An 18,630-nucleotide genomic window follows, 5' to 3' on the forward strand; every position below is an offset into this window, starting at 1 on the left:
TCTGCTCCCTACAATCCGTCCACATCTTGAGCTCTTCTGACGTCAAGGAGGACGAATGGCGGGGCTCTTCACCACACCCGTGTCCGACCACCCGACTTTCCTCGCGGCCGCGGTTCTCACCGACGACAACCGGATCATCGTGGCCGTCGTCGCGGCGGTGGCCCTGGCGGCCCTGATCGTGGCCCAGCTGCTCGTGCGGCAGGTACTGGCGGCCGGTGAGGGCACGGCCGCCATGAAGAAGATCGCGGCGGCCGTCCAGGAAGGCGCGAACGCCTATCTGGCCCGTCAGCTGCGGACCCTCGGCATCTTCGCGGTCGTCGTGTTCTTCCTGCTCATGCTGCTGCCCGCGGACAACTGGTCACAGCGCGCCGGACGATCGGTGTTCTTCCTGGTGGGCGCGCTTTTCTCGGCGGTCACCGGTTACGTCGGCATGCGCCTTGCCGTACGGGCCAATGTCCGTGTCGCGGCCGCCGCGCGTGAGGCGACTCCGGCGGCCGGTCAGCCGGAAAAGGATCTGGCGGCCGTCTCGCACAAAGCAATGAAGATCGCTTTCCGTACGGGGGGCGTGGTCGGCATGTTCACGGTGGGCCTCGGCCTGCTCGGTGCCTCCTGCGTGGTCCTCGTGTACGCCGCCGACGCCCCCAAGGTGCTGGAGGGCTTCGGCTTGGGCGCCGCGCTCATCGCGATGTTCATGCGGGTCGGCGGCGGCATCTTCACCAAGGCCGCGGACGTCGGCGCCGACCTCGTCGGCAAGGTGGAGCAGGGCATCCCCGAGGACGACCCCCGCAACGCCGCCACGATCGCCGACAACGTCGGGGACAACGTCGGCGACTGCGCGGGCATGGCGGCCGACCTGTTCGAGTCCTACGCCGTCACCCTGGTCGCCGCGCTGATCCTCGGCAAGGCCGCGTTCGGCGACCTCGGCCTGGCCTTCCCCCTGATCGTGCCGGCGATCGGCGTGGTCACCGCGATGATCGGTATCTTCGCGGTCGCCCCGCGGCGCGCCGACCGCAGCGGGATGACCGCCATCAACCGCGGGTTCTTCATCTCCGCCGTGATCTCGCTGGCCCTGGTGGCCGTCGCGGTCTTCGTCCACCTCCCCTCCTCGTACGCCGCCCTGGACGGCGTCACCGAGGCCGCGATCAAGTCGCACGGCGGCGACCCGCGCGTCCTCGCGCTGGTGGCGGTCGCCGTCGGCATCGTGCTGGCCGCCCTGATCCAGCAGCTGACCGGGTACTTCACCGAGACCACCCGCCGTCCGGTGCGGGACATCGGCAAGTCCTCCCTGACCGGACCCGCCACCGTCATCCTCGCCGGCATCTCCATCGGCCTGGAGTCCGCCGTCTACACCGCGCTGCTGATCGGCCTCTCGGTCTACGGGGCGTTCCTGCTCGGCGGCACGTCCATCACTCTGGCGCTGTTCGCCGTCGCCCTGGCCGGCACCGGTCTGCTCACCACGGTCGGCGTCATCGTCGCCATGGACACCTTCGGCCCGGTCTCCGACAACGCCCAGGGCATCGCCGAGATGTCCGGCGACGTCGAGGGGGCGGGCGCGCAGGTCCTCACCGACCTGGACGCCGTCGGCAACACCACCAAGGCCATCACCAAGGGCATCGCCATCGCCACGGCCGTACTGGCGGCGGCCGCGCTCTTCGGGTCGTACCGGGACGCCATCGCCACCGCCGTACGCGACGTCGGGGCGAAGGCGACGGAGATGAACCTGACCATGGACATCTCCCAGCCCAACAACCTCGTCGGGCTGATCTTCGGCGCCGCGGTCGTCTTCCTCTTCTCCGGCCTGGCGATCAACGCGGTGTCGCGGTCCGCCGGAGCGGTGGTCTACGAGGTACGCCGGCAGTTCCGCGAGCACCCCGGGATCATGGACTACAGCGAGAAGCCGGAGTACGGGCGCGTCGTCGACATCTGCACCAAGGACGCGCTGCGCGAACTGGCCACCCCCGGCCTGCTCGCCGTCATGGCGCCCATCGCCGTCGGCTTCACGTTCGGGGTGGGCGCCCTCGGGTCGTTCCTCGCGGGTGCCATCGGCGCCGGCACCCTGATGGCCGTCTTCCTCGCCAACTCCGGAGGCGCGTGGGACAACGCCAAGAAGCTCGTCGAGGACGGCCACCACGGCGGCAAGGGCAGCGACGCGCATGCCGCCACGGTCATCGGCGACACGGTCGGAGACCCCTTCAAGGACACGGCCGGCCCGGCCATCAACCCGCTGCTGAAGGTGATGAACCTGGTCGCCCTGCTGATCGCTCCTGCGGTCGTGCAGTTCAGCTACGGCGACGACGCCAGCGCGGGCGTGCGCGCGGTGGTGGCGACGCTCGCCATCGTCGTCATCATCGGCGCCGTGTACGTGTCCAAGCGGCGGACGGTCGCCATGGGTGACGACGACGACAACGACGGGAAGCGGGTCGCCAGCGGAGCCGCGGCCCGGTAGCGCCCGCCACGCCTGTCACGCGCCTGTGACGCCGGTAACACCTGATCAGAAAGCGGGCGGGCGGAACGCGGTGACGTTCCGTCCGCCCGATCGGCTCACTGGACGGTGAGCCTTCTCTCTCTTGCTACAAATGGATACAAAAGCGTACGAAACGGTGGCACGACAAGCGAATGTCGCCCACTTGGCGTGTATGTTCCGGGGCCGAGAGCCTTGGAAGGGACCAAACCGGTGAACAAGAAGCTTGCGGCCGCACTGTCCGGCGGTGCGGTACTGGTGCTCGCCCTGTCGGGCTGCAGCAGCGACGACGAGGGCGGCGAGAACAAAGTGGACGCCTGGGCCAAGAAGGTCTGCGACCAGGCGCAGCCGCAGATCCAGAAGAGGGCCAACGCCCAGCAGACCATCATCTCGACGGCGGCGGACGGCAAGCCGGCCGACATCCAGGCCGCCGACTCGAAGGCCTTCCAGGACATCGCCGACGCGGACAAGTCGCTCGCCAAGGCGGTGGGGGACGCGGGCGTACCGCCCGTCGACAACGGCGAGAAGCTCCAGCAGGACGCGGTCAAGGAGCTCAACGCCACGGCCACGGCGTACGAGGGCCTGAAGAAGCAGGTCGACGCGCTCGACCCGAAGAACCAGCAGAAGTTCGCCGACGGGTTGCAGGGCGTCGCGGAGGGTCTGAAGAAGATCGAGAAGATGGACCAGGACGCGCTGGCCAAGCTGCAGTCCGGCCAGCTCGGTCAGGCGATGGCGAAGCAGCCGGGCTGCCGCAAGGCCGAGGCGTCGGTGTCGCCGACGATCCCGCCGGCCAAGCCGGGCCCGGACGCCTCCGCTTCGGCGAGCGCGAGCGCGAGCACCTCCGCCTCGGCCGCCGCGTCCGCCTCGGCCGCCGCGTCCGCCTCGGCCGCCGCGTCCGCCTCGGCGGGCAGGCCGGCCCCGGCCTCCCCGGCCGCGTCCGCCTCCCGGTCCTCGTCCTGACCGCCCTGTCCGTCCTGAACCCCTGAGCCCCCTGGACCTCCTGGGCCCCCTGGAACTCCCGGCCTTCCGGTCCTGCTGAACCGCCCGTCCCTCCCGGTGGTCCGGTCCCGACCGGACCACCGGAAGAAGGATCCGGTCCGGTTCCGCCCGCCAGGGGGCCGGGCCACGCGCCGAATGTCAGTGGCGGCGGTCACAATGGGCGGGTGAGTACGACCAGCCTTACCGCCAGCCTCCCGGTGCCCGAGCGCGCCGACCGCCTCCGCGACGCCCTGCTCGCCGCCGACTTCACCGCCGACGGCCTGCTCGAGCTGCTCGGCGCCCCCGCCTACGCCGCGCTCGCCCGCAGTGAGACGGTCCCCGCCCTGCGCGCCACCCGTGCGGACGGTCCGCTCGCCACGCTCGTCCGCCTCTTCCTCCTCCAGCGCCCCGTCCCGCGCGAACGGGCCCGCGCCGTGCTGCCGCTGGACGAGGCGCTCGCCGACGGGTGGGTGGCGGAGGACGGCGACCGGATCCGCGCCACCGTGGACGTCCGGCCGTACGGCGGGCCCGAGGGCCAGGACTGGTTCATCGTCTCCGACCTGGGCTGCGCCGTGGGTGGCGCGGCCGGCGCGAGCGGCCGGGGCGAGGGCGTGGTCCTCGGCGTGGGCGGCGCGTCCACGACGCTCGCCGGGATCACGGTGCGTACGCCCGTCGCCTCCGCCCTGGACCTCGGTACCGGGTCCGGCATCCAGGCGCTGCACGCCGCGCAGCACGCCACCCGGGTGACGGCGACGGACCTGAACCCGCGGGCCCTGCGGTTCGCCCGGCTCACCCTCGCGCTGTCCGGCGCGCCCGAGGCCGACCTCCGCACCGGTTCGCTGTTCGAGCCGGTGGCGTCGGAGACGTACGACCTGATCGTGTCGAACCCGCCGTTCGTGATCTCCCCCGGTGCCCGGCTGACCTACCGGGACGGCGGGATGGGCGGGGACGACCTGTGCCGCTCGCTCGTCCAGCAGGCGGGGGATCGGCTGAACGCAGGGGGGTTCGCCCAGTTCCTCGCCAACTGGCAGCACGTGGAGGGCGAGGACTGGCAGGAGCGGGTGCGTTCCTGGGTGCCGCGCGGGTGCGACGCCTGGATCGTCCAGCGCGAGGTCCAGGACGTGACGCAGTACGCCGAGTTGTGGCTGCGGGACGCCGGCGACCACCGCGACGACCCGGAGAGGTACGCGGACCGGTACGAGGCGTGGCTGGACGAGTTCGAGCGGCGCGGCACCAAGGCGGTCGGCTTCGGCTGGATCACCCTGCGCAAGTCCGGGGCCGAGGATCCGTCCGTCGTCATCGAGGAGTGGCCGCACCCGGTGGAGCAGCCGCTCGGCGAGGCGGTACGGGCGCACTTCGCGCGCCAGGACTACCTGCGGACGCGCGACGACGCCGCGCTGCTCGCCGACCACTTCGTGCTGGCGCCCGAGGTGATGCAGGAGCAGGTCGGGCTGCCGGGCGCGGAGGACCCGGAGCACGTGGTGCTCCGCCAGAACCGGGGCATGCGCCGCGCCACCAAGGTGGACGCCGTCGGCGCGGGCTTCGCGGGAGTCTGCGACGGGACGCTCAGCGCGGGGCGGATCCTGGACGCCATCGCCCAGTTGATGGGGGAGGACCCGGTCATGCTGCGGGACCGTACGCCGCGGGCGATCCGGCTGCTGGTCGAGGAAGGGTTCCTGGAGCCGGCGACGGGCGCCTGACGGGCGGCGCCCGGCGCGGCGGGGCAGCGGCGCGGGGCGGGCGTGAGGGCGCAGGGGCGCGAACCGGCCAACATTCGCCCCGTTCCCGACATGTCCGGGCCTGCCCGGCCCCTGGTGCCGGGCAGGCCCGGTGATCGAGTCCCCGTACATGGGGGGCCGTGCGCTGTGGCGGGCCGGGCCGGGGCCAGACGCCTGCGCTGCCCCCGGGCCCCCGGCGGGCGCGGAGGGACCAGCGCCCTCGCCCCGCGCCGGCCGCCTGCCGCCGGTCCTGCTCCCACCGGGCGCCTCGGCCGCGCGCGGCGGCGGGCCGGGTGCCGTACCCGTAACCGTCCCGGGGCAGCCCTCGCGGGGGCCGCACGGCTGTGGCCGTCGCCGCGCCGGGCGACACTCCGCCGTGCCCGAGTGCCTCCGGGGCGCCCGTCCCCCGCTGCCTCCGCCACAGCCGCCGCCCCACCTGGCGCGGGCCCTCCCCGCCGGCCCCCGCCCCGGCGGGCCCGGCCACTCCCGCCCCGGCGGCGCCGCGCGGGTGAACGCGGGGCGGCCTGCCCGCGCCGTTCACCCGTAATTCGCGCCCACGACGCCCGTGGGTGTCAGCCTCGGCCCCGGGGCAACCAGGGAACCACCGAGGAACGGGGTACGGGCATGGAGAGCGGACCGGCCATCTTCGCCGGGGCGGCGTTCACGCTGTTCGGAGCGGGGCTGCTGCTGTGGACCGGGACACGCGCGCTGCACCGGGCGCCGGTCGCGCACGGCGTGCACCCGGCGGCGGCGATCACGTTCGCGGCCTCGATGGGAGCGGCGTTCGTGATCCTCGGCATGTGGTGCTTCGGGCGCGTCTGACAGCACCCCGGAATCAGGGGCTCCGGGACTTGGGGGGAGTCCGGGCGGCAGGAATGCCCGGACTCGGGTTACCGTTCGAGTGGCCGTTGCGGTCTTTTGCCGTTTGACACGGGGGCGGGTTGTACCGTCACACTCCGCAGCGACAGCAGCGTAAGCAGCGTCAGAGCACGGCGTCACGTCACAGCAGTGCGCAGTGCGCCAGGAGTGCTCGCGGTGGGACCAGCACCGCGCGGCACGCGCCACCGAGCGTCGACCGGAGAGAAGAGCGAAGTTGTCCCCGACCAGCGAGACCGCACAGGGCGGCCGCCGACTCGTCATCGTCGAGTCGCCTGCCAAGGCGAAGACGATCAAGGGGTACCTCGGCCCCGGCTACGTCGTCGAGGCGAGCGTCGGGCACATCCGCGACCTCCCCAACGGCGCCGCCGAGGTGCCCGAGAAGTACACCGGCGAGGTGCGCCGCCTCGGTGTGGACGTCGAGCACGACTTCCAGCCCATCTACGTCGTCAACGCCGACAAGAAGGCCCAGGTCAGGAAGCTCAAGGAGCAGCTGGCCGAGTCCGACGAACTCTTCCTCGCCACCGATGAGGACCGCGAGGGCGAGGCCATCGCCTGGCACCTGCTGGAGGTCCTCAAGCCCAAGGTCCCGGTCCACCGGATGGTCTTCCACGAGATCACCAAGGACGCCATCCGGGCCGCCGTCGCCAACCCGCGCGAGCTGAACAAGCGCATGGTCGACGCCCAGGAGACCCGCCGCATCCTCGACCGCCTGTACGGCTACGAGGTGTCGCCGGTCCTGTGGAAGAAGGTCATGCCCCGGCTGTCCGCCGGCCGTGTGCAGTCCGTCGCCACCCGCCTCGTCGTCGAGCGGGAGCGCGAGCGCATCGCCTTCCGCTCCGCCGAGTACTGGGACCTGACCGGTACGTTCGCCACCGGCCGCACCGGTGACGCGTCCGACCCGTCGACCCTCGTCGCCCGCCTGGCCACGGTCGACGGCCGCCGCGTCGCCCAGGGCCGTGACTTCGGCTCCGACGGCCGGCTGAAGTCCGCCTCCGGCCAGGTGCTGCACCTCGACGAGGCCGGTGCCCGCGCCCTCGCCGCCGCGCTCGCCGACACCTCGTTCAGCGTCCGCTCCGTCGAGTCGAAGCCGTACCGCCGCTCCCCGTACGCGCCCTTCCGCACCACCACCCTCCAGCAGGAGGCCAGCCGCAAGCTCGGCTTCGGTGCCAAGGCGACGATGCAGATCGCGCAGAAGCTGTACGAGAACGGCTTCATCACGTACATGCGTACGGACTCGACGACCCTGTCCGACACCGCCGTCTCGGCGGCCAGGGCGCAGGTCACGCAACTCTACGGCGCCGACTACCTGCCCGCCGCGCCCCGCGTGTACGCCGGCAAGGTCAAGAACGCGCAGGAGGCGCACGAGGCGATCCGCCCCTCGGGCGACCGGTTCCGGACCCCCGCCGAGACCGGTCTCACCGGTGACCAGTTCAGGTTGTACGAGCTGATCTGGAAGCGGACCGTCGCCTCCCAGATGAAGGACGCCGTCGGTAACTCCGTCACCGTCAAGATCGGCGGCCGCGCCGGTGACGGCCGGGACGCCGAGTTCTCCGCGTCCGGCAAGACGATCACCTTCCACGGCTTCATGAAGGCGTACGTCGAAGGCGCCGACGACCCGAACGCGGAGCTCGACGACCGTGAGCGCCGGCTGCCGCAGGTCGCCGAGGGCGACGCGCTGACCGCCGAGGAGATCACGGCGGACGGCCACGCCACCAAGCCGCCGGCCCGCTACACCGAGGCCTCGCTGGTCAAGGAGCTGGAAGAGCGCGAGATCGGCCGCCCCTCGACGTACGCGTCGATCATCGGCACGATCCTCGACCGCGGGTACGTCTTCAAGAAGGGCACGGCCCTCGTCCCGTCCTTCCTCTCCTTCGCCGTCGTCAACCTGCTGGAGAAGCACTTCGGCCGGCTCGTCGACTACGACTTCACGGCGAGGATGGAGGACGACCTCGACCGCATCGCCCGCGGTGAGGCACAGGCCGTGCCGTGGCTGAAGCGCTTCTACTTCGGCGAGGGCGACGGCGCCGCCGGGCGCGCCGCCGAAGCCGGCAACGGCGACGGCGACCACCTCGGGGGCCTGAAGGAACTGGTCACCGACCTGGGCGCGATCGACGCCCGCGAGATCTCCTCCTTCCCCGTCGGCAACGACATCGTGCTGCGCGTCGGCCGCTACGGCCCGTACATCGAGCGCGGCGAGAAGGACGCGGAGGGCCACCAGCGGGCCGACGTCCCGGAGGACCTGGCGCCCGACGAGCTGACCGTCGAGCTGGCGGAGGAGCTGCTGGCCAAGCCCAGCGGCGACTTCGAGCTGGGCACGGACCCGGCGACCGGCCACCAGATCGTCGCCAAGGACGGGCGCTACGGCCCGTACGTGACCGAGATCCTCCCCGAGGGCACCCCGAAGACCGGCAAGAACGCGGTGAAGCCGCGTACGGCCTCCCTCTTCAAGTCGATGGCCCTGGACACGGTGACCCTCGAGGACGCGCTGCGCCTGATGTCGCTGCCGCGCGTCGTGGGCACCGACGCCGAGGGCGTGGAGATCACCGCGCAGAACGGCCGGTACGGCCCGTACCTGAAGAAGGGCACGGACTCGCGCTCGCTGGAGAACGAGGAGCAGCTCTTCACGATCACGCTGGAAGAGGCCCTGGCGATCTACGCCCAGCCGAAGCAGCGTGGCCGCGCGGCCGCCAAGCCCCCGCTGAAGGAGCTGGGCACGGACCCGGTCAGCGAGCGCCCGGTGGTGGTGAAGGACGGCCGGTTCGGCCCGTACGTCACGGACGGCGAGACGAACGCGACCCTGCGGACCGGCGACAGCGTGGAGACGATCACGCCGGAGCGCGGGTACGAGCTGCTGGCGGAGAAGCGGGCGAAGACCCCGGCGAAGAAGACGGCCAAGAAGGCGGCCGCCAAGAAGGCGCCGGCGAAGAAGACGGCCGCGAAGAAGACGACGACGGCCAAGAAGACGGCGGCGAAGAAGACGACCACCGCGAAGAAGGCGACGGCCAAGAAGACGGCCGCCGCGTCGAAGGCCCCGTCCGAGGACTGACCCGGGGCGGGTGAACCGGAGCCGGCGGGCCCGTCGCGGGCCCGCCCCGGCCGGGCGCGCCGCCGCCGAGCCCGGGACCCGAGCCGGGACGCCGAGCCCGGGTCGCCGAGCCCGGGCGCGCCGCCGCCGGGACCCGAGCCGGGTCGCCGAGCCCGGGTCGCCGAGCCCGGGACCCGAGCCGGGTCGCCGAGCCCGGGTCGCCGAGCCCGGGACCCGAGCCGGGACGCCGAGCCCGGGTCGCCGAGCCCGGGTCGCCGAGCCGCGCGGCCGGGCCGGAGCGCCGGGCCGGAGCGCCGGGCCGGGTACGCGGGCACGCACCGCTCCCGGAGCGGGGATGACCCGGCTCCGGGCCGCTGCCAGCAGTTCTTCCGGACGGGGACGACTGGGTGTCACTCCGTCCGGATAGGCTGAGGGGATGACGCGAGCCGAGCAGCCAACGGTCCTGAGCCCCACCTCGGACTCCGACGCCGCACTTGCCGCGGACTCCCGCGAGCGCGCCGTACGGGCCCTGTTGCGCAACCCGCCGCTGAAGCGGCTGTGGAGCGCGCAGCTCGTCGGCGGCATCGGTGACGCCCTCGCCCTGCTCGTCCTGGTGCTCCTGGCACTGCAGGCGGCGGTCGTCGAGGGCGCCTTCGGCGGCGGGTACCGGGGCGCGGCCTTCGCGGTCGCCGCGGTGTTCGGGGCGCGGATCCTGTCCACGCTCCTCTTCGGTGCCGTCCTGCTCGGCCCGCTGACGACGCTCACCGGCCCCAAGGGCCCCCTGGACCGCCGCTGGACCATGGTCGGCGCCGACGGCCTGAGGGTCGCGCTGCTGGTCGTCGCGCCGCTGTGGATCGACTGGACGCCCCGCGCGGCCCTCGCGTTCCTGCTGGGCACGGTGTTCGTGGCCGGTGTCGCCGAGCGCTTCTGGACCGTCGCCAGGGAGGGCGCGGCGCCCGCGCTGCTTCCGGCCCCGCCCCCGGAGGGCGCCGTCGTGCGGCCCCTGCCGGACCGCATGGACGCGCTGCGGCGCCTGTCCCTGCGTACGAGCTTCGCCGCGATCCCCGCCGCCGCCGCCGCGCTCCTCGTCGCCACGCTCATCGGCAACGTGCTGGGCGCTGGCATCGACTGGTTCACCGGCCACCAGGCGGCCCTCGGCTCGTACGTGGCGGCCGGCCTGTTCGCCGCGTCCGTCTCCGTCCTGTACTTCCTGGAACTGCCGGACGCCCAGACCCCGCGCCCCCGCTCCCCGCTGGAGGGCTTGCGCCGCCCCTCGACCGGGAGCGGCGTCGACAAGGGCCGTACCGGAGCGATACCGCTGCTCGTGCTCGCCTGCGCGGCCGTGGCCGCGGCCGTCGCCTCCGCCACCGCCGTCGCCGTCCTGCACGCCCGCGACCTCGGCGGCGGCCCCGTCGCCTTCGCGCTCCTCGTACTGGCGCTGATCGGGGGCACGGGCCTCGGCATCCGCCGCGCCCCGGCCGTGCTGCCCGCCCTCTCCCGCCGCCGCATGCTGGCGCTGGCGACCGCCGTCACGGGCATCGCGCTGCTCGCCCTCGGCCTGGTGCCCGACACGGCGACCGTGCTCTTCCTCGCGCTCGGCGCGGGCTTCGCCGCCGGTGTCGCGGCCAACACCGGACACACACTGCTGGACCAGGAGACGGAGGAGTTCCGGCGGCCGCGGCTCACCGAGCACCTCCACGCCGTCGTGCGGGTCTCCATCGCGCTCGGCGCGCTCGCCGCCCCGCTGCTCGCGGCCGCCATCGGCCCGCACCGGCTCGCCGGCGGCGACTTCGTCTTCGCCCACGGCGGCGCGGCGTTCACGCTCATGCTGGTCGGTGCCCTGCTGCTGCCCGTCGCGGCACTCGTCCTGGCCAAGACCGACGACCGTTCCGGGGTGCCGCTGCGCCGCGACCTCCAGGACGCGCTGCGCGGCGCCGACCCCGTCCAGGCCCCGTCGAGGACCGGCTTCTTCATCGCCCTGGAAGGCGGTGACGGTGCCGGCAAGTCCACGCAGGTGGAGGCGCTGGCCGAGTGGATCAGGGCCAAGGGCCACGAGGTGGTCGTCACCCGTGAGCCCGGCGCCACCCCCGTCGGCAAGCGGCTGCGCTCGATCCTCCTCGACGTGTCCAGCGCCGGCCTGTCCAACCGCGCGGAGGCGCTGCTGTACGCCGCCGACCGCGCCGAGCACGTCGACTCGCTGGTCCGCCCGGCCCTGGAGCGCGGCGCGATCGTCATCTCCGACCGGTACATCGACTCCTCCGTGGCCTACCAGGGCGCCGGCCGAGACCTGTCCCCGACCGAGATCGCCCGCATGTCGCGCTGGGCGACCAGCGGTCTCGTCCCGCACCTCACCGTTCTGCTGGACGTCTCGCCGGAGACCGCGCGCGAGCGGTTCACGGAGGCGCCGGACCGGCTGGAGTCCGAGCCGGCCGAGTTCCACCGGCGCGTACGGGCGGGCTTCCTCGCCCTCGCGGCGGCCGACCCCGGCCGGTACCTGGTGGTCGACGCCGGCCAGGCGCCGGAGACGGTCACCACCGTCGTACGCCACCGGCTCGACCAGATGCTGCCGCTCTCCGAGGCCGAGGTGAAGGCCATGGAGGCGGCGCGCAGGGCGGCCGAGGAGGAGGCCCGGCGCAAGGCCGAGGAAGAGGCGGCGCGCAAGGCCGAGGAGGAGCGCCTGGAGCGCGAGCGGCAGGAGCAGCTCGCCAGGCTGCGCGCCGAGGAGGAGGAGCGCAAGCGCCGCGAGGAGGAAGAGGCGCGGCAGCGCGAGGCGGAGCGGCAGGCCGAGGAGGCCAGGCGGCGGGCCGAGGAGGCGCGCCGGCTCGCCGAGGAGGAGCGGCGGCGCCGTGAGGCCGAGGAGAAGGCGCGCCGCGAGGAGCAGGAGCGGCTGCGTCAGCTCAAGGAGGAGCAGGAGCGGCTGAGGGCCGAGGCCGAGGCGCGGCGCCTGGAGAAGCAGCGCAAGGCCGAGGAGGCTTTGCTGCGCGCGGAGGAGGCGCGGAAGCTCGCGGAGGCGGCGGCCGCGGCGTCGGCGGCCGCGTCGGTGGCGGCGTCCGCCGTGGAGACGACGGTGCCCACACCCGTCGTCAACCCGGACCAGGAGACGCAGGAGGTCCCGGTGCCGCGCGTCAACATGCGCAAGGACGACGAGGACACCGCTCTCCTGCCGCCCGTGCGGGACGCGGCGCCGGCCGACGACGAGACGACCGTGCTGCGGCCGGTGCGCGACACCGGTCCGGCCGCCGACGAGACGGCCGTCCTCCCGCCGGTGCGCGACACCCGCCCGGCCGGCGCACCCGCCGACGCCGAGGAGACCGCCGTCCTCCCGCCCGTACGGGACGCCGGTGTCGCCGACCGCGTGCCGCCGGGGTTCTTCCGGGACGAGGAGCCCGCGCCGGAGCGGACCCGGGAGCTGCCGCAGGTCGACGAACAGGGCAGGCCCCGGCGCCGCTCGGACTGGGCGGAGGAGACCCCGCTGGACGACCTGCCGACCCTCGCGGACGAGCTGCTCGGCCCGCACGACGACGAGGACCGCGGGCGCGGCGGCGGCCCCCGCCGCTGACGCCCCAGGGGCCCGCGCGCCGCGGACCCGCGCCCCGGGGCGCTCGCTAGGCCGGCGCAGTCCGCGCCGGCGTTGTCAGACCCCTCCCTCACAATGGGAGACCGAACCGGACCCCACCGGCCGGATCAGTCCCGCCGGACCGGCCGAACGGAACCGGCGGGACCCGGCCGGACCCGGCCGGTTTGGACCCGTAACGCAAGCAGGAAGGCGGTGACCCATGCCCGTGTGGGACGACCTGGTCGGCCAGGACCGTGTCCAGGAGCAACTGCGGGCCGCCGCCCGCGACGCCGACGCGCTCGTCACCGCCGACGCGGGCGGCACCGCGCAGCCCGAGGCGTCGAAGATGACGCACGCCTGGCTGTTCACCGGTCCGCCCGGCGCCGGGCGGACCACCGCCGCCCGGGCGTTCGCCGCCGCCCTCCAGTGCGTCAGCCCCGACCGGGCGCTGGGCGGCGAACCGGGCTGCGGGTTCTGCGACGGCTGCCACACGGCCCTGGTCGGCACGCACGCGGACGTGTCGACCGTCGCCGCCGTGGGCACCCAGATCCTGGTCGACGACATGCGCGACACGGTCCGCAAGTCGTTCACGTCCCCGGCGAACGGCCGCTGGCAGGTGATCCTCGTCGAGGACGCCGAGCGGCTGAACGAGAAGTCGGCCAACGCCGTCCTGAAGGCGGTGGAGGAGCCCGCTCCCCGCACGGTGTGGCTCCTGTGCGCCCCGTCCATCGAGGACGTCCTGCCCACCATCCGCTCCCGCTGCCGCCACCTCACCCTGCGCACCCCGCCCGTCGAGGCCGTCGCCGACGTGCTGATCCGCCGCGACGGCATCGAGCCGGACGCCGCGTACGCCGCCGCCCGCGCCACCCAGGGGCACATCGACCACGCGCGCCGCCTCGCCACCGACGAGCGCGCCCGGGCACGCCGCGCCACGGTGCTCAAGCTGCCCCTCCGCGTCGAGGACGTCGGCGGCTGCCTCAAGGCGGCCCAAGAGCTGATCGACGCCGCGTCGGAGGACGCGAAGGAGGTCGCCGAGGGCACCGACACCAAGGAGACCGAGGAGCTGAAGGCCGCCCTGGGCGGCACCCCCGGCGGGCGGATGCCGCGCGGTACGGCGGGTGCCATGAAGGAGCTGGAGGACAAGCAGAAGCGCCGCCGGACCCGTACGCAGCGCGACAGCCTGGACCTGGCCCTCGGCGAGCTGACCAGCTTCTACCGCGACGTGCTGGCCCTCCAGCTCGGCTCGGCCACCGCCCTCGCCAACGAGGACGTGCGGGACGCGCTGGACCGGGTGGCCCGCGCGTCCACACCCGAGGGGACGCTGCGCCGGATCGAGGCGGTGCTCGCCTGCCGGGAGGCCATGGACCGCAACGTCGCGCCGCTGCTCGCGGTGGAGGCCATGACCATGGCCCTGCGCGCGGGGTAACCCGTCCGGGTAGTCGCGGGCACATCCCGTGAGCGGGCGGCTACGCTCCGGACATGGACTCAAGCCGCCTGCTCCGTACGTCCGCCGTCGCCCTCTCCGTCTTCGGCCTGCTCCTCGCCGGCTGCACGGAAGGGGGCACGACGCCGGCCGCCTCCGCCCCGGCCCCGCCCTCCGCCGCCTCGGCCGAGCGGCTCAAGGCGTACTACGGCCAGCGGCTGACCTGGCGCGCCTGCGGCGTCCCCGGCTTCGAATGCGCCACGATGCGGGCGCCGCTCGACTACGCCGACCCCGACGGCGAGCAGATCAAGCTGGCCGTGTCCCGGGTGAAGGCCACCGGTCCCGGCAAGCGCCTCGGCTCACTGCTGGTCAACCCGGGCGGCCCGGGCGGCTCGGCGGTCGGCTACCTCCAGGGGTACGCGGGTGTCGGCTACCCCGCCCCGGTCCGCGCCCGCTACGACATGGTCGCCGTCGACCCGCGCGGCGTGGCCCGCAGCGAGCCCGTCCGCTGCCTCGACGGCCCGCAGATGGACGCCTACACGCAGGTGGACCAGACCCCCGACGACAAGGGGGAGACCGCCCGCCTCGCCGCCTCCTTCAAGAACTTCGCCGCCGGCTGCCTGAAGCGCTCCGGCCGGATCCTGCCGCACGTCTCCACGGTCGAGTCCGCCCGCGACATGGACATCCTCCGCGCGGTGCTCGGCGACCCGCGATTGAACTTCGTCGGCGCCTCCTACGGGACCTTCCTCGGCGCCACGTACGCCGAGCTCTTCCCCGCCCGCACCGGCAGGCTCGTGCTGGACGGGGCGATGGACCCGTCCCTGCCCACGGCCGAGCTCAACCGCGACCAGACGGCCGGCTTCGAGACGGCCTTCCGGTCCTTCGCCGCGGACTGCGTCGAGCAGACGGCCTGCCCGCTGGGCACCGGAACCCCGGCCGCCGCCGCCGACCGCCTCAAGGCCTTCTTCGCCCGGCTCGACGCCCACCCCGTCCCCACCGGCGAGAGCCGGCCCCTCGGCGAGGCCCTGGCCACCACGGGCGTGATCGCCGCCATGTACGACGAGGCCGCCTGGCCGCAGCTGCGCGAGGCCCTCACCCGGGCGATGGGCGGCGAGGGCTCCGCCCTGCTGGCGCTCGCCGACAGCTACTACGAGCGCGAGGACGACGGCACCTACTCGAACCTGATGTACGCCAACGCCGCCGTGAACTGCCTCGACCAGCCGCCCGCCTTCACCGGCCCCGCCCAGGCAGCCGCGGCGGTCCCGTCCTTCGAGAAGGCCTCGCCCGTCTTCGGCAGGGGCCTGGCCTGGGCGTCCCTGAACTGCGCGTACTGGCCCACCAAGGCCACCGGTACCGCCCACCGCATCCAGGCGGACGGCGCCGCGCCCATCGTCGTCGTCGGCACCACCCGCGACCCGGCCACCCCCTACAAGTGGGCGAAGTCACTCGCGGCCCAGCTCTCCTCCGGCACCCTGCTCACCTACGACGGCGACGGCCACACGGCGTTCGGCCGCGGCAGCGACTGCGTCGACACCGCGATCAACACCTACCTCCTGGACGGCACCGTCCCCCCGCCCGGAAAGCGGTGCCGCTGACGCGTGTGCGAGGCACCCCCCGGACCTGTGTAGACTTGTCCCCGCTGCTGCACCCACCAGTGGGATCGCAGGGCGCGCCGCCTTAGCTCAGTTGGCCAGAGCAACGCACTCGTAATGCGTAGGTCTCGGGTTCGAATCCCGAAGGCGGCTCGGACGAAGACCCAGGTCGCCTCTCGGTGACCTGGGTCTTCTGGCGTCGGCGACCGAGTGGGACGGCGGCGGGACGGCGGGCGGTCAGCCGGTCCAGAAGTCCCACCAGCGGGTCAGGATCAGCATCCCGATGATCCCGGTGTGCAGGACGGGCGGCACCCAGGGGAACTCGTCGAGGAAGCCGCGGACCGCGCGCGGCGCGGGCAGCAGGCCGTTGCGCACCGTGTGCGCGGTGACGTACCAGAACATGACCAGCGTCGCGATCCAGGCCGAACAGCACCACAGACACAGGGCGTTGATCTCGTACAGCGACTGCTGCATCAGCCAGGTGCAGAAGCCGACGCCGAAGAGGGTGCCGGCGTTCAGCCCCAGCCAGTACCAGCGGCGGTGGCGCGCGCCGGCGAGCAGGCCGGCGCCGATGGCGACGACCATGCCGTACGTCACCAGGCCCAGCATCGGGTTGGGGAAGCCGAAGACGGCGGCCTGCTCGCTCTTCATGATGCTGCCGCAGGAGACCACCGGGTTCAGGCTGCACCCGGGGGTGAAGCCCGGGTCCTGGAGCAGTTTGAACTTGTCCAGCGTGATCACCCACGCGGCGAGCAGCCCCACGGCTCCCGTGACCACCAGCATCCAGGCGAACGCCCGGCCCGCGCCGACCCCCGCGGGCCGCGCGGCATGCTCGTTCCGGGCGAGGCCGGCCTCGTCCTTCACACGCGTCATCGTCATGGCGGCGACGCTACACGCGGAACCCTTTCATCGTGGTTTTCCCTGTTTTCTTCCACCGGAACGAGGGAAGCCCCGGCGCGGGTCAACCTCTCCCGCGCCGGGGCCCGTTCCCTCCGGGGCGCGGTGTCAGGTGCGCACCCTGCGCACGGGCAGCAGGCAGTGGGCGCTGAGGGCCACCATCTCCTCGTCGGCGAGGAAGTCCCGCAACCGCTCCTCGCCGACCGGCTTCCCGTGCACGGCCTCCGGCCACGGGCGCAGCGAGCAGATCAGGTACGCCTTGCCGCTCCCGTGGGCGGCCTTCTCCCACTCCGGCGGCACCGGGCACTGCACCTTCATGAACGGCATGGTGAGGACGGCCTGCTCGGCCTCCACCAGCAGCGTGATCGGGACGCGGGTCTCCCGGGTCAGGTCCGTCACCTTGTCGCCGATCGACAGGCCGATCTTCTCCAACTCGCCGCGCAGCGCCTCCGCGCCGGCCTCGGGGCCGTCAGGGCCGTCGCCGAGGGAGTACACCATCAGGAACGGCGTCACGGGCGCGTCGGCCTCGGACTCGGGCTCGTTGGCCCAGGGGATGACGGTGAGGGTGCCCAGGGGCGAGGCCTGTCGGCCCGGCGTCGCGGCGGTGGTGGATGAGGTCATGGGGCCGGATGGTAGTGGTGCCCGGTGGTCCGTTCGTGAGTGTTTCCACCCGTTCGGCCCATATGAAGGGGCGATGATTCACCTTGCCGGGTAATGGATGCGGGGACGCCCTCCGGAACGGTTCGCGATCAGGTTCGTTTGTCCGGAGGGAGCCACGACGAGCAGGGAGCCCGATCGATGAGCGTCGCACAGCCGTTGTCCCGCCTCCTCCCGCGCCGGCGGACCGTCCTGCGGTCGCTGTTCGCGCTGACCGTCACCGCGTTCACCGGCGGGGCGCTCGCCCATGTCGCCACCACGCGCCCCGCCGGAGCGGGGCCGGAGCCGGGGGGCGGGTTCGACGAGATGTACCGGGGCCGGCACATCCAGGGCCGTCCGGCCCCCGGGGAGGGCTTCGACGTACGGGTCGACGGCAGGCCCCTGCACCTGATGCGCCGCTCCGGCGGTGGCTACCTGACGCCCGTCGACCACTACCAGTCGTACGCGACCCCCCTGGCGGCCACCCGCGCCGCCGTGGACGAGCTGGGCTCCGCCCAACTGGCACTGGGAGCACACCATGGTGTACGTCCGTAAGAACCAGCGCGACCTGACCGCCGCCGAGCGGAGGAAGTTCGTCGGCGCCGTCCTGGAGCTGAAGCGGAGCGGTCGGTACGACGACTTCGTCCGCACGCACGTCCGGTACTACAGCGCGGACGGCGACGACGACCTGCGGGTGGCGCATATGGCGCCCTCCTTCCTGCCCTGGCACCGCCAGTACCTGCTGGAGTTCGAGCGGGCCCTCCGGAGCGTCGACCCCACGGTGACCGTGCCCTACTGGGACTGGACCCGCGACAACACCCCGGCGGCGTCCCTGTGGGGCGAGGACTTCATGGGCGGCAACGGCCGGCGCGGCGACCATCAGGTGATGACCGGGCCGTTCGCGTACGACCGGGGCGACTGGCCGATCACGGTCGGCGTGACCGAGAGCCTGTTCCTCACACGTGACTTCGGCAACCCGGCCAACCCCATCGACCTGCCGACCGCGCGGGAACTCTCCCGGGCGACCGCCGAGACGGTCTACGACTCCGCCCCCTGGGACTCCACCAGCCGCACCGGCTTCCGCAACGCGCTCGAGGGCTGGACCAGGGCCGCCGGCAACGCCCGCTGGCGCAATCACAACCGGGTCCACCGATGGGTGGGCGGTCTGATGCTCGGCGGCGCCTCGGTCAACGACCCCGTCTTCTGGCTCCACCACTCCTTCATCGACCTGGTGTGGTCGCGCTGGCAGCGCAAGAACCCCAAGGCCGCCTACCTGCCCGCCACCCCACCCCCACCGGGCTCCGCCCAGTACCGGCGGGTCGTCGCCCGGAACGAGCCGATGCCGCCGTTCGAGGTCACCCCCGCCCAGGTCGCCGACCACCACCGCATCTACCGCTACGCCTGACGGCGCGCCGGACACGGAACGGCCCCCTGGCCGGTGGGCCGGGGGGCCGTACGTGGGTGG

Annotated in this window: 12 protein-coding genes and 1 tRNA gene; 11 read left to right on the forward strand and 2 right to left on the reverse strand. The window is 73.5% G+C overall.

The annotated features are described in order from the left end of the window. Positions 1–55: 55 nt before the first annotated feature. The 9 genes from IE109_RS07815 (at position 56) to IE109_RS07855 (ending at position 15,785) form a co-directional block, all read left to right on the forward strand. On the forward strand, positions 56–2,446 hold the full coding sequence (locus IE109_RS07815) for a sodium-translocating pyrophosphatase (protein ID WP_189549998.1): 2,391 nt from the start codon (positions 56–58) through the stop codon (positions 2,444–2,446). 228 nt (positions 2,447–2,674) lie between these two features. Beyond that, positions 2,675–3,421, forward strand: a complete 747-nt coding sequence (locus tag IE109_RS07820; RefSeq protein WP_189549999.1) for a small secreted protein — start codon at positions 2,675–2,677, stop codon at positions 3,419–3,421. A 203-nt stretch (positions 3,422–3,624) separates the two neighbouring features. Then, positions 3,625–5,139, forward strand: a complete 1,515-nt coding sequence (locus tag IE109_RS07825; RefSeq protein ID WP_189550000.1) for a DUF7059 domain-containing protein — start codon at positions 3,625–3,627, stop codon at positions 5,137–5,139. A gap of 642 nt (positions 5,140–5,781) precedes the next feature. Beyond that, the gene (locus tag IE109_RS07830; RefSeq protein ID WP_189550001.1) at positions 5,782–5,979 is read left to right on the forward strand and encodes a hypothetical protein; all 198 of its coding nucleotides are present in this window, start codon (positions 5,782–5,784) and stop codon (positions 5,977–5,979) included. Between the two features lie 271 nt (positions 5,980–6,250). Then, entirely contained in the window at positions 6,251–9,082 is a 2,832-nt protein-coding gene (gene topA, locus IE109_RS07835) for a type I DNA topoisomerase (RefSeq protein ID WP_189550002.1), read from the forward strand. 415 nt (positions 9,083–9,497) lie between these two features. Beyond that, entirely contained in the window at positions 9,498–12,620 is a 3,123-nt protein-coding gene (tmk, locus tag IE109_RS07840) for a dTMP kinase (protein ID WP_189550003.1), read from the forward strand. 217 nt (positions 12,621–12,837) lie between these two features. After that, positions 12,838–14,043: a DNA polymerase III subunit delta' gene (locus tag IE109_RS07845; RefSeq protein ID WP_189550004.1), complete on the forward strand. Its 1,206-nt coding sequence runs from the start codon at positions 12,838–12,840 to the stop codon at positions 14,041–14,043. A gap of 53 nt (positions 14,044–14,096) precedes the next feature. Next, a complete protein-coding gene (locus IE109_RS07850) occupies positions 14,097–15,635 on the forward strand; it encodes an alpha/beta hydrolase (RefSeq protein WP_189550005.1) in 1,539 nt (512 codons plus the stop codon). Between the two features lie 76 nt (positions 15,636–15,711). Then, a tRNA-Thr gene (locus IE109_RS07855) sits at positions 15,712–15,785 on the forward strand. Between the two features lie 84 nt (positions 15,786–15,869). Here the strand turns inward: IE109_RS07855 and IE109_RS07860 are convergent. Continuing rightward, positions 15,870–16,511, reverse strand: a complete 642-nt coding sequence (locus IE109_RS07860) for a vitamin K epoxide reductase family protein (protein WP_373297655.1) — start codon at positions 16,509–16,511, stop codon at positions 15,870–15,872. Positions 16,512–16,637: 126 nt separating this feature from the next. Next, complete coding sequence (locus tag IE109_RS07865) at positions 16,638–17,150, reverse strand: DUF5949 family protein (RefSeq protein WP_189550006.1); 513 nt, start codon at positions 17,148–17,150, stop codon at positions 16,638–16,640. A gap of 177 nt (positions 17,151–17,327) precedes the next feature. Between IE109_RS07865 and IE109_RS07870 the strand changes: the two genes are divergently transcribed. Both IE109_RS07870 and IE109_RS07875 read left to right on the forward strand, forming a co-directional pair. Beyond that, complete coding sequence (locus IE109_RS07870; protein WP_189550007.1) at positions 17,328–17,720, forward strand: tyrosinase family oxidase copper chaperone; 393 nt, start codon at positions 17,328–17,330, stop codon at positions 17,718–17,720. After that, on the forward strand, positions 17,704–18,570 hold the full coding sequence (locus IE109_RS07875; RefSeq protein WP_189550008.1) for a tyrosinase family protein: 867 nt from the start codon (positions 17,704–17,706) through the stop codon (positions 18,568–18,570). Before IE109_RS07870 ends, IE109_RS07875 begins: the two co-directional genes overlap by 17 nt. The last annotated feature ends 60 nt before the right edge of the window (positions 18,571–18,630 follow it).

It is taken from the genome of Streptomyces lavendofoliae, from assembly GCF_014649735.1.
GTDB classification, from domain to species: Bacteria; Actinomycetota; Actinomycetes; order Streptomycetales; family Streptomycetaceae; genus Streptomyces; species Streptomyces lavendofoliae.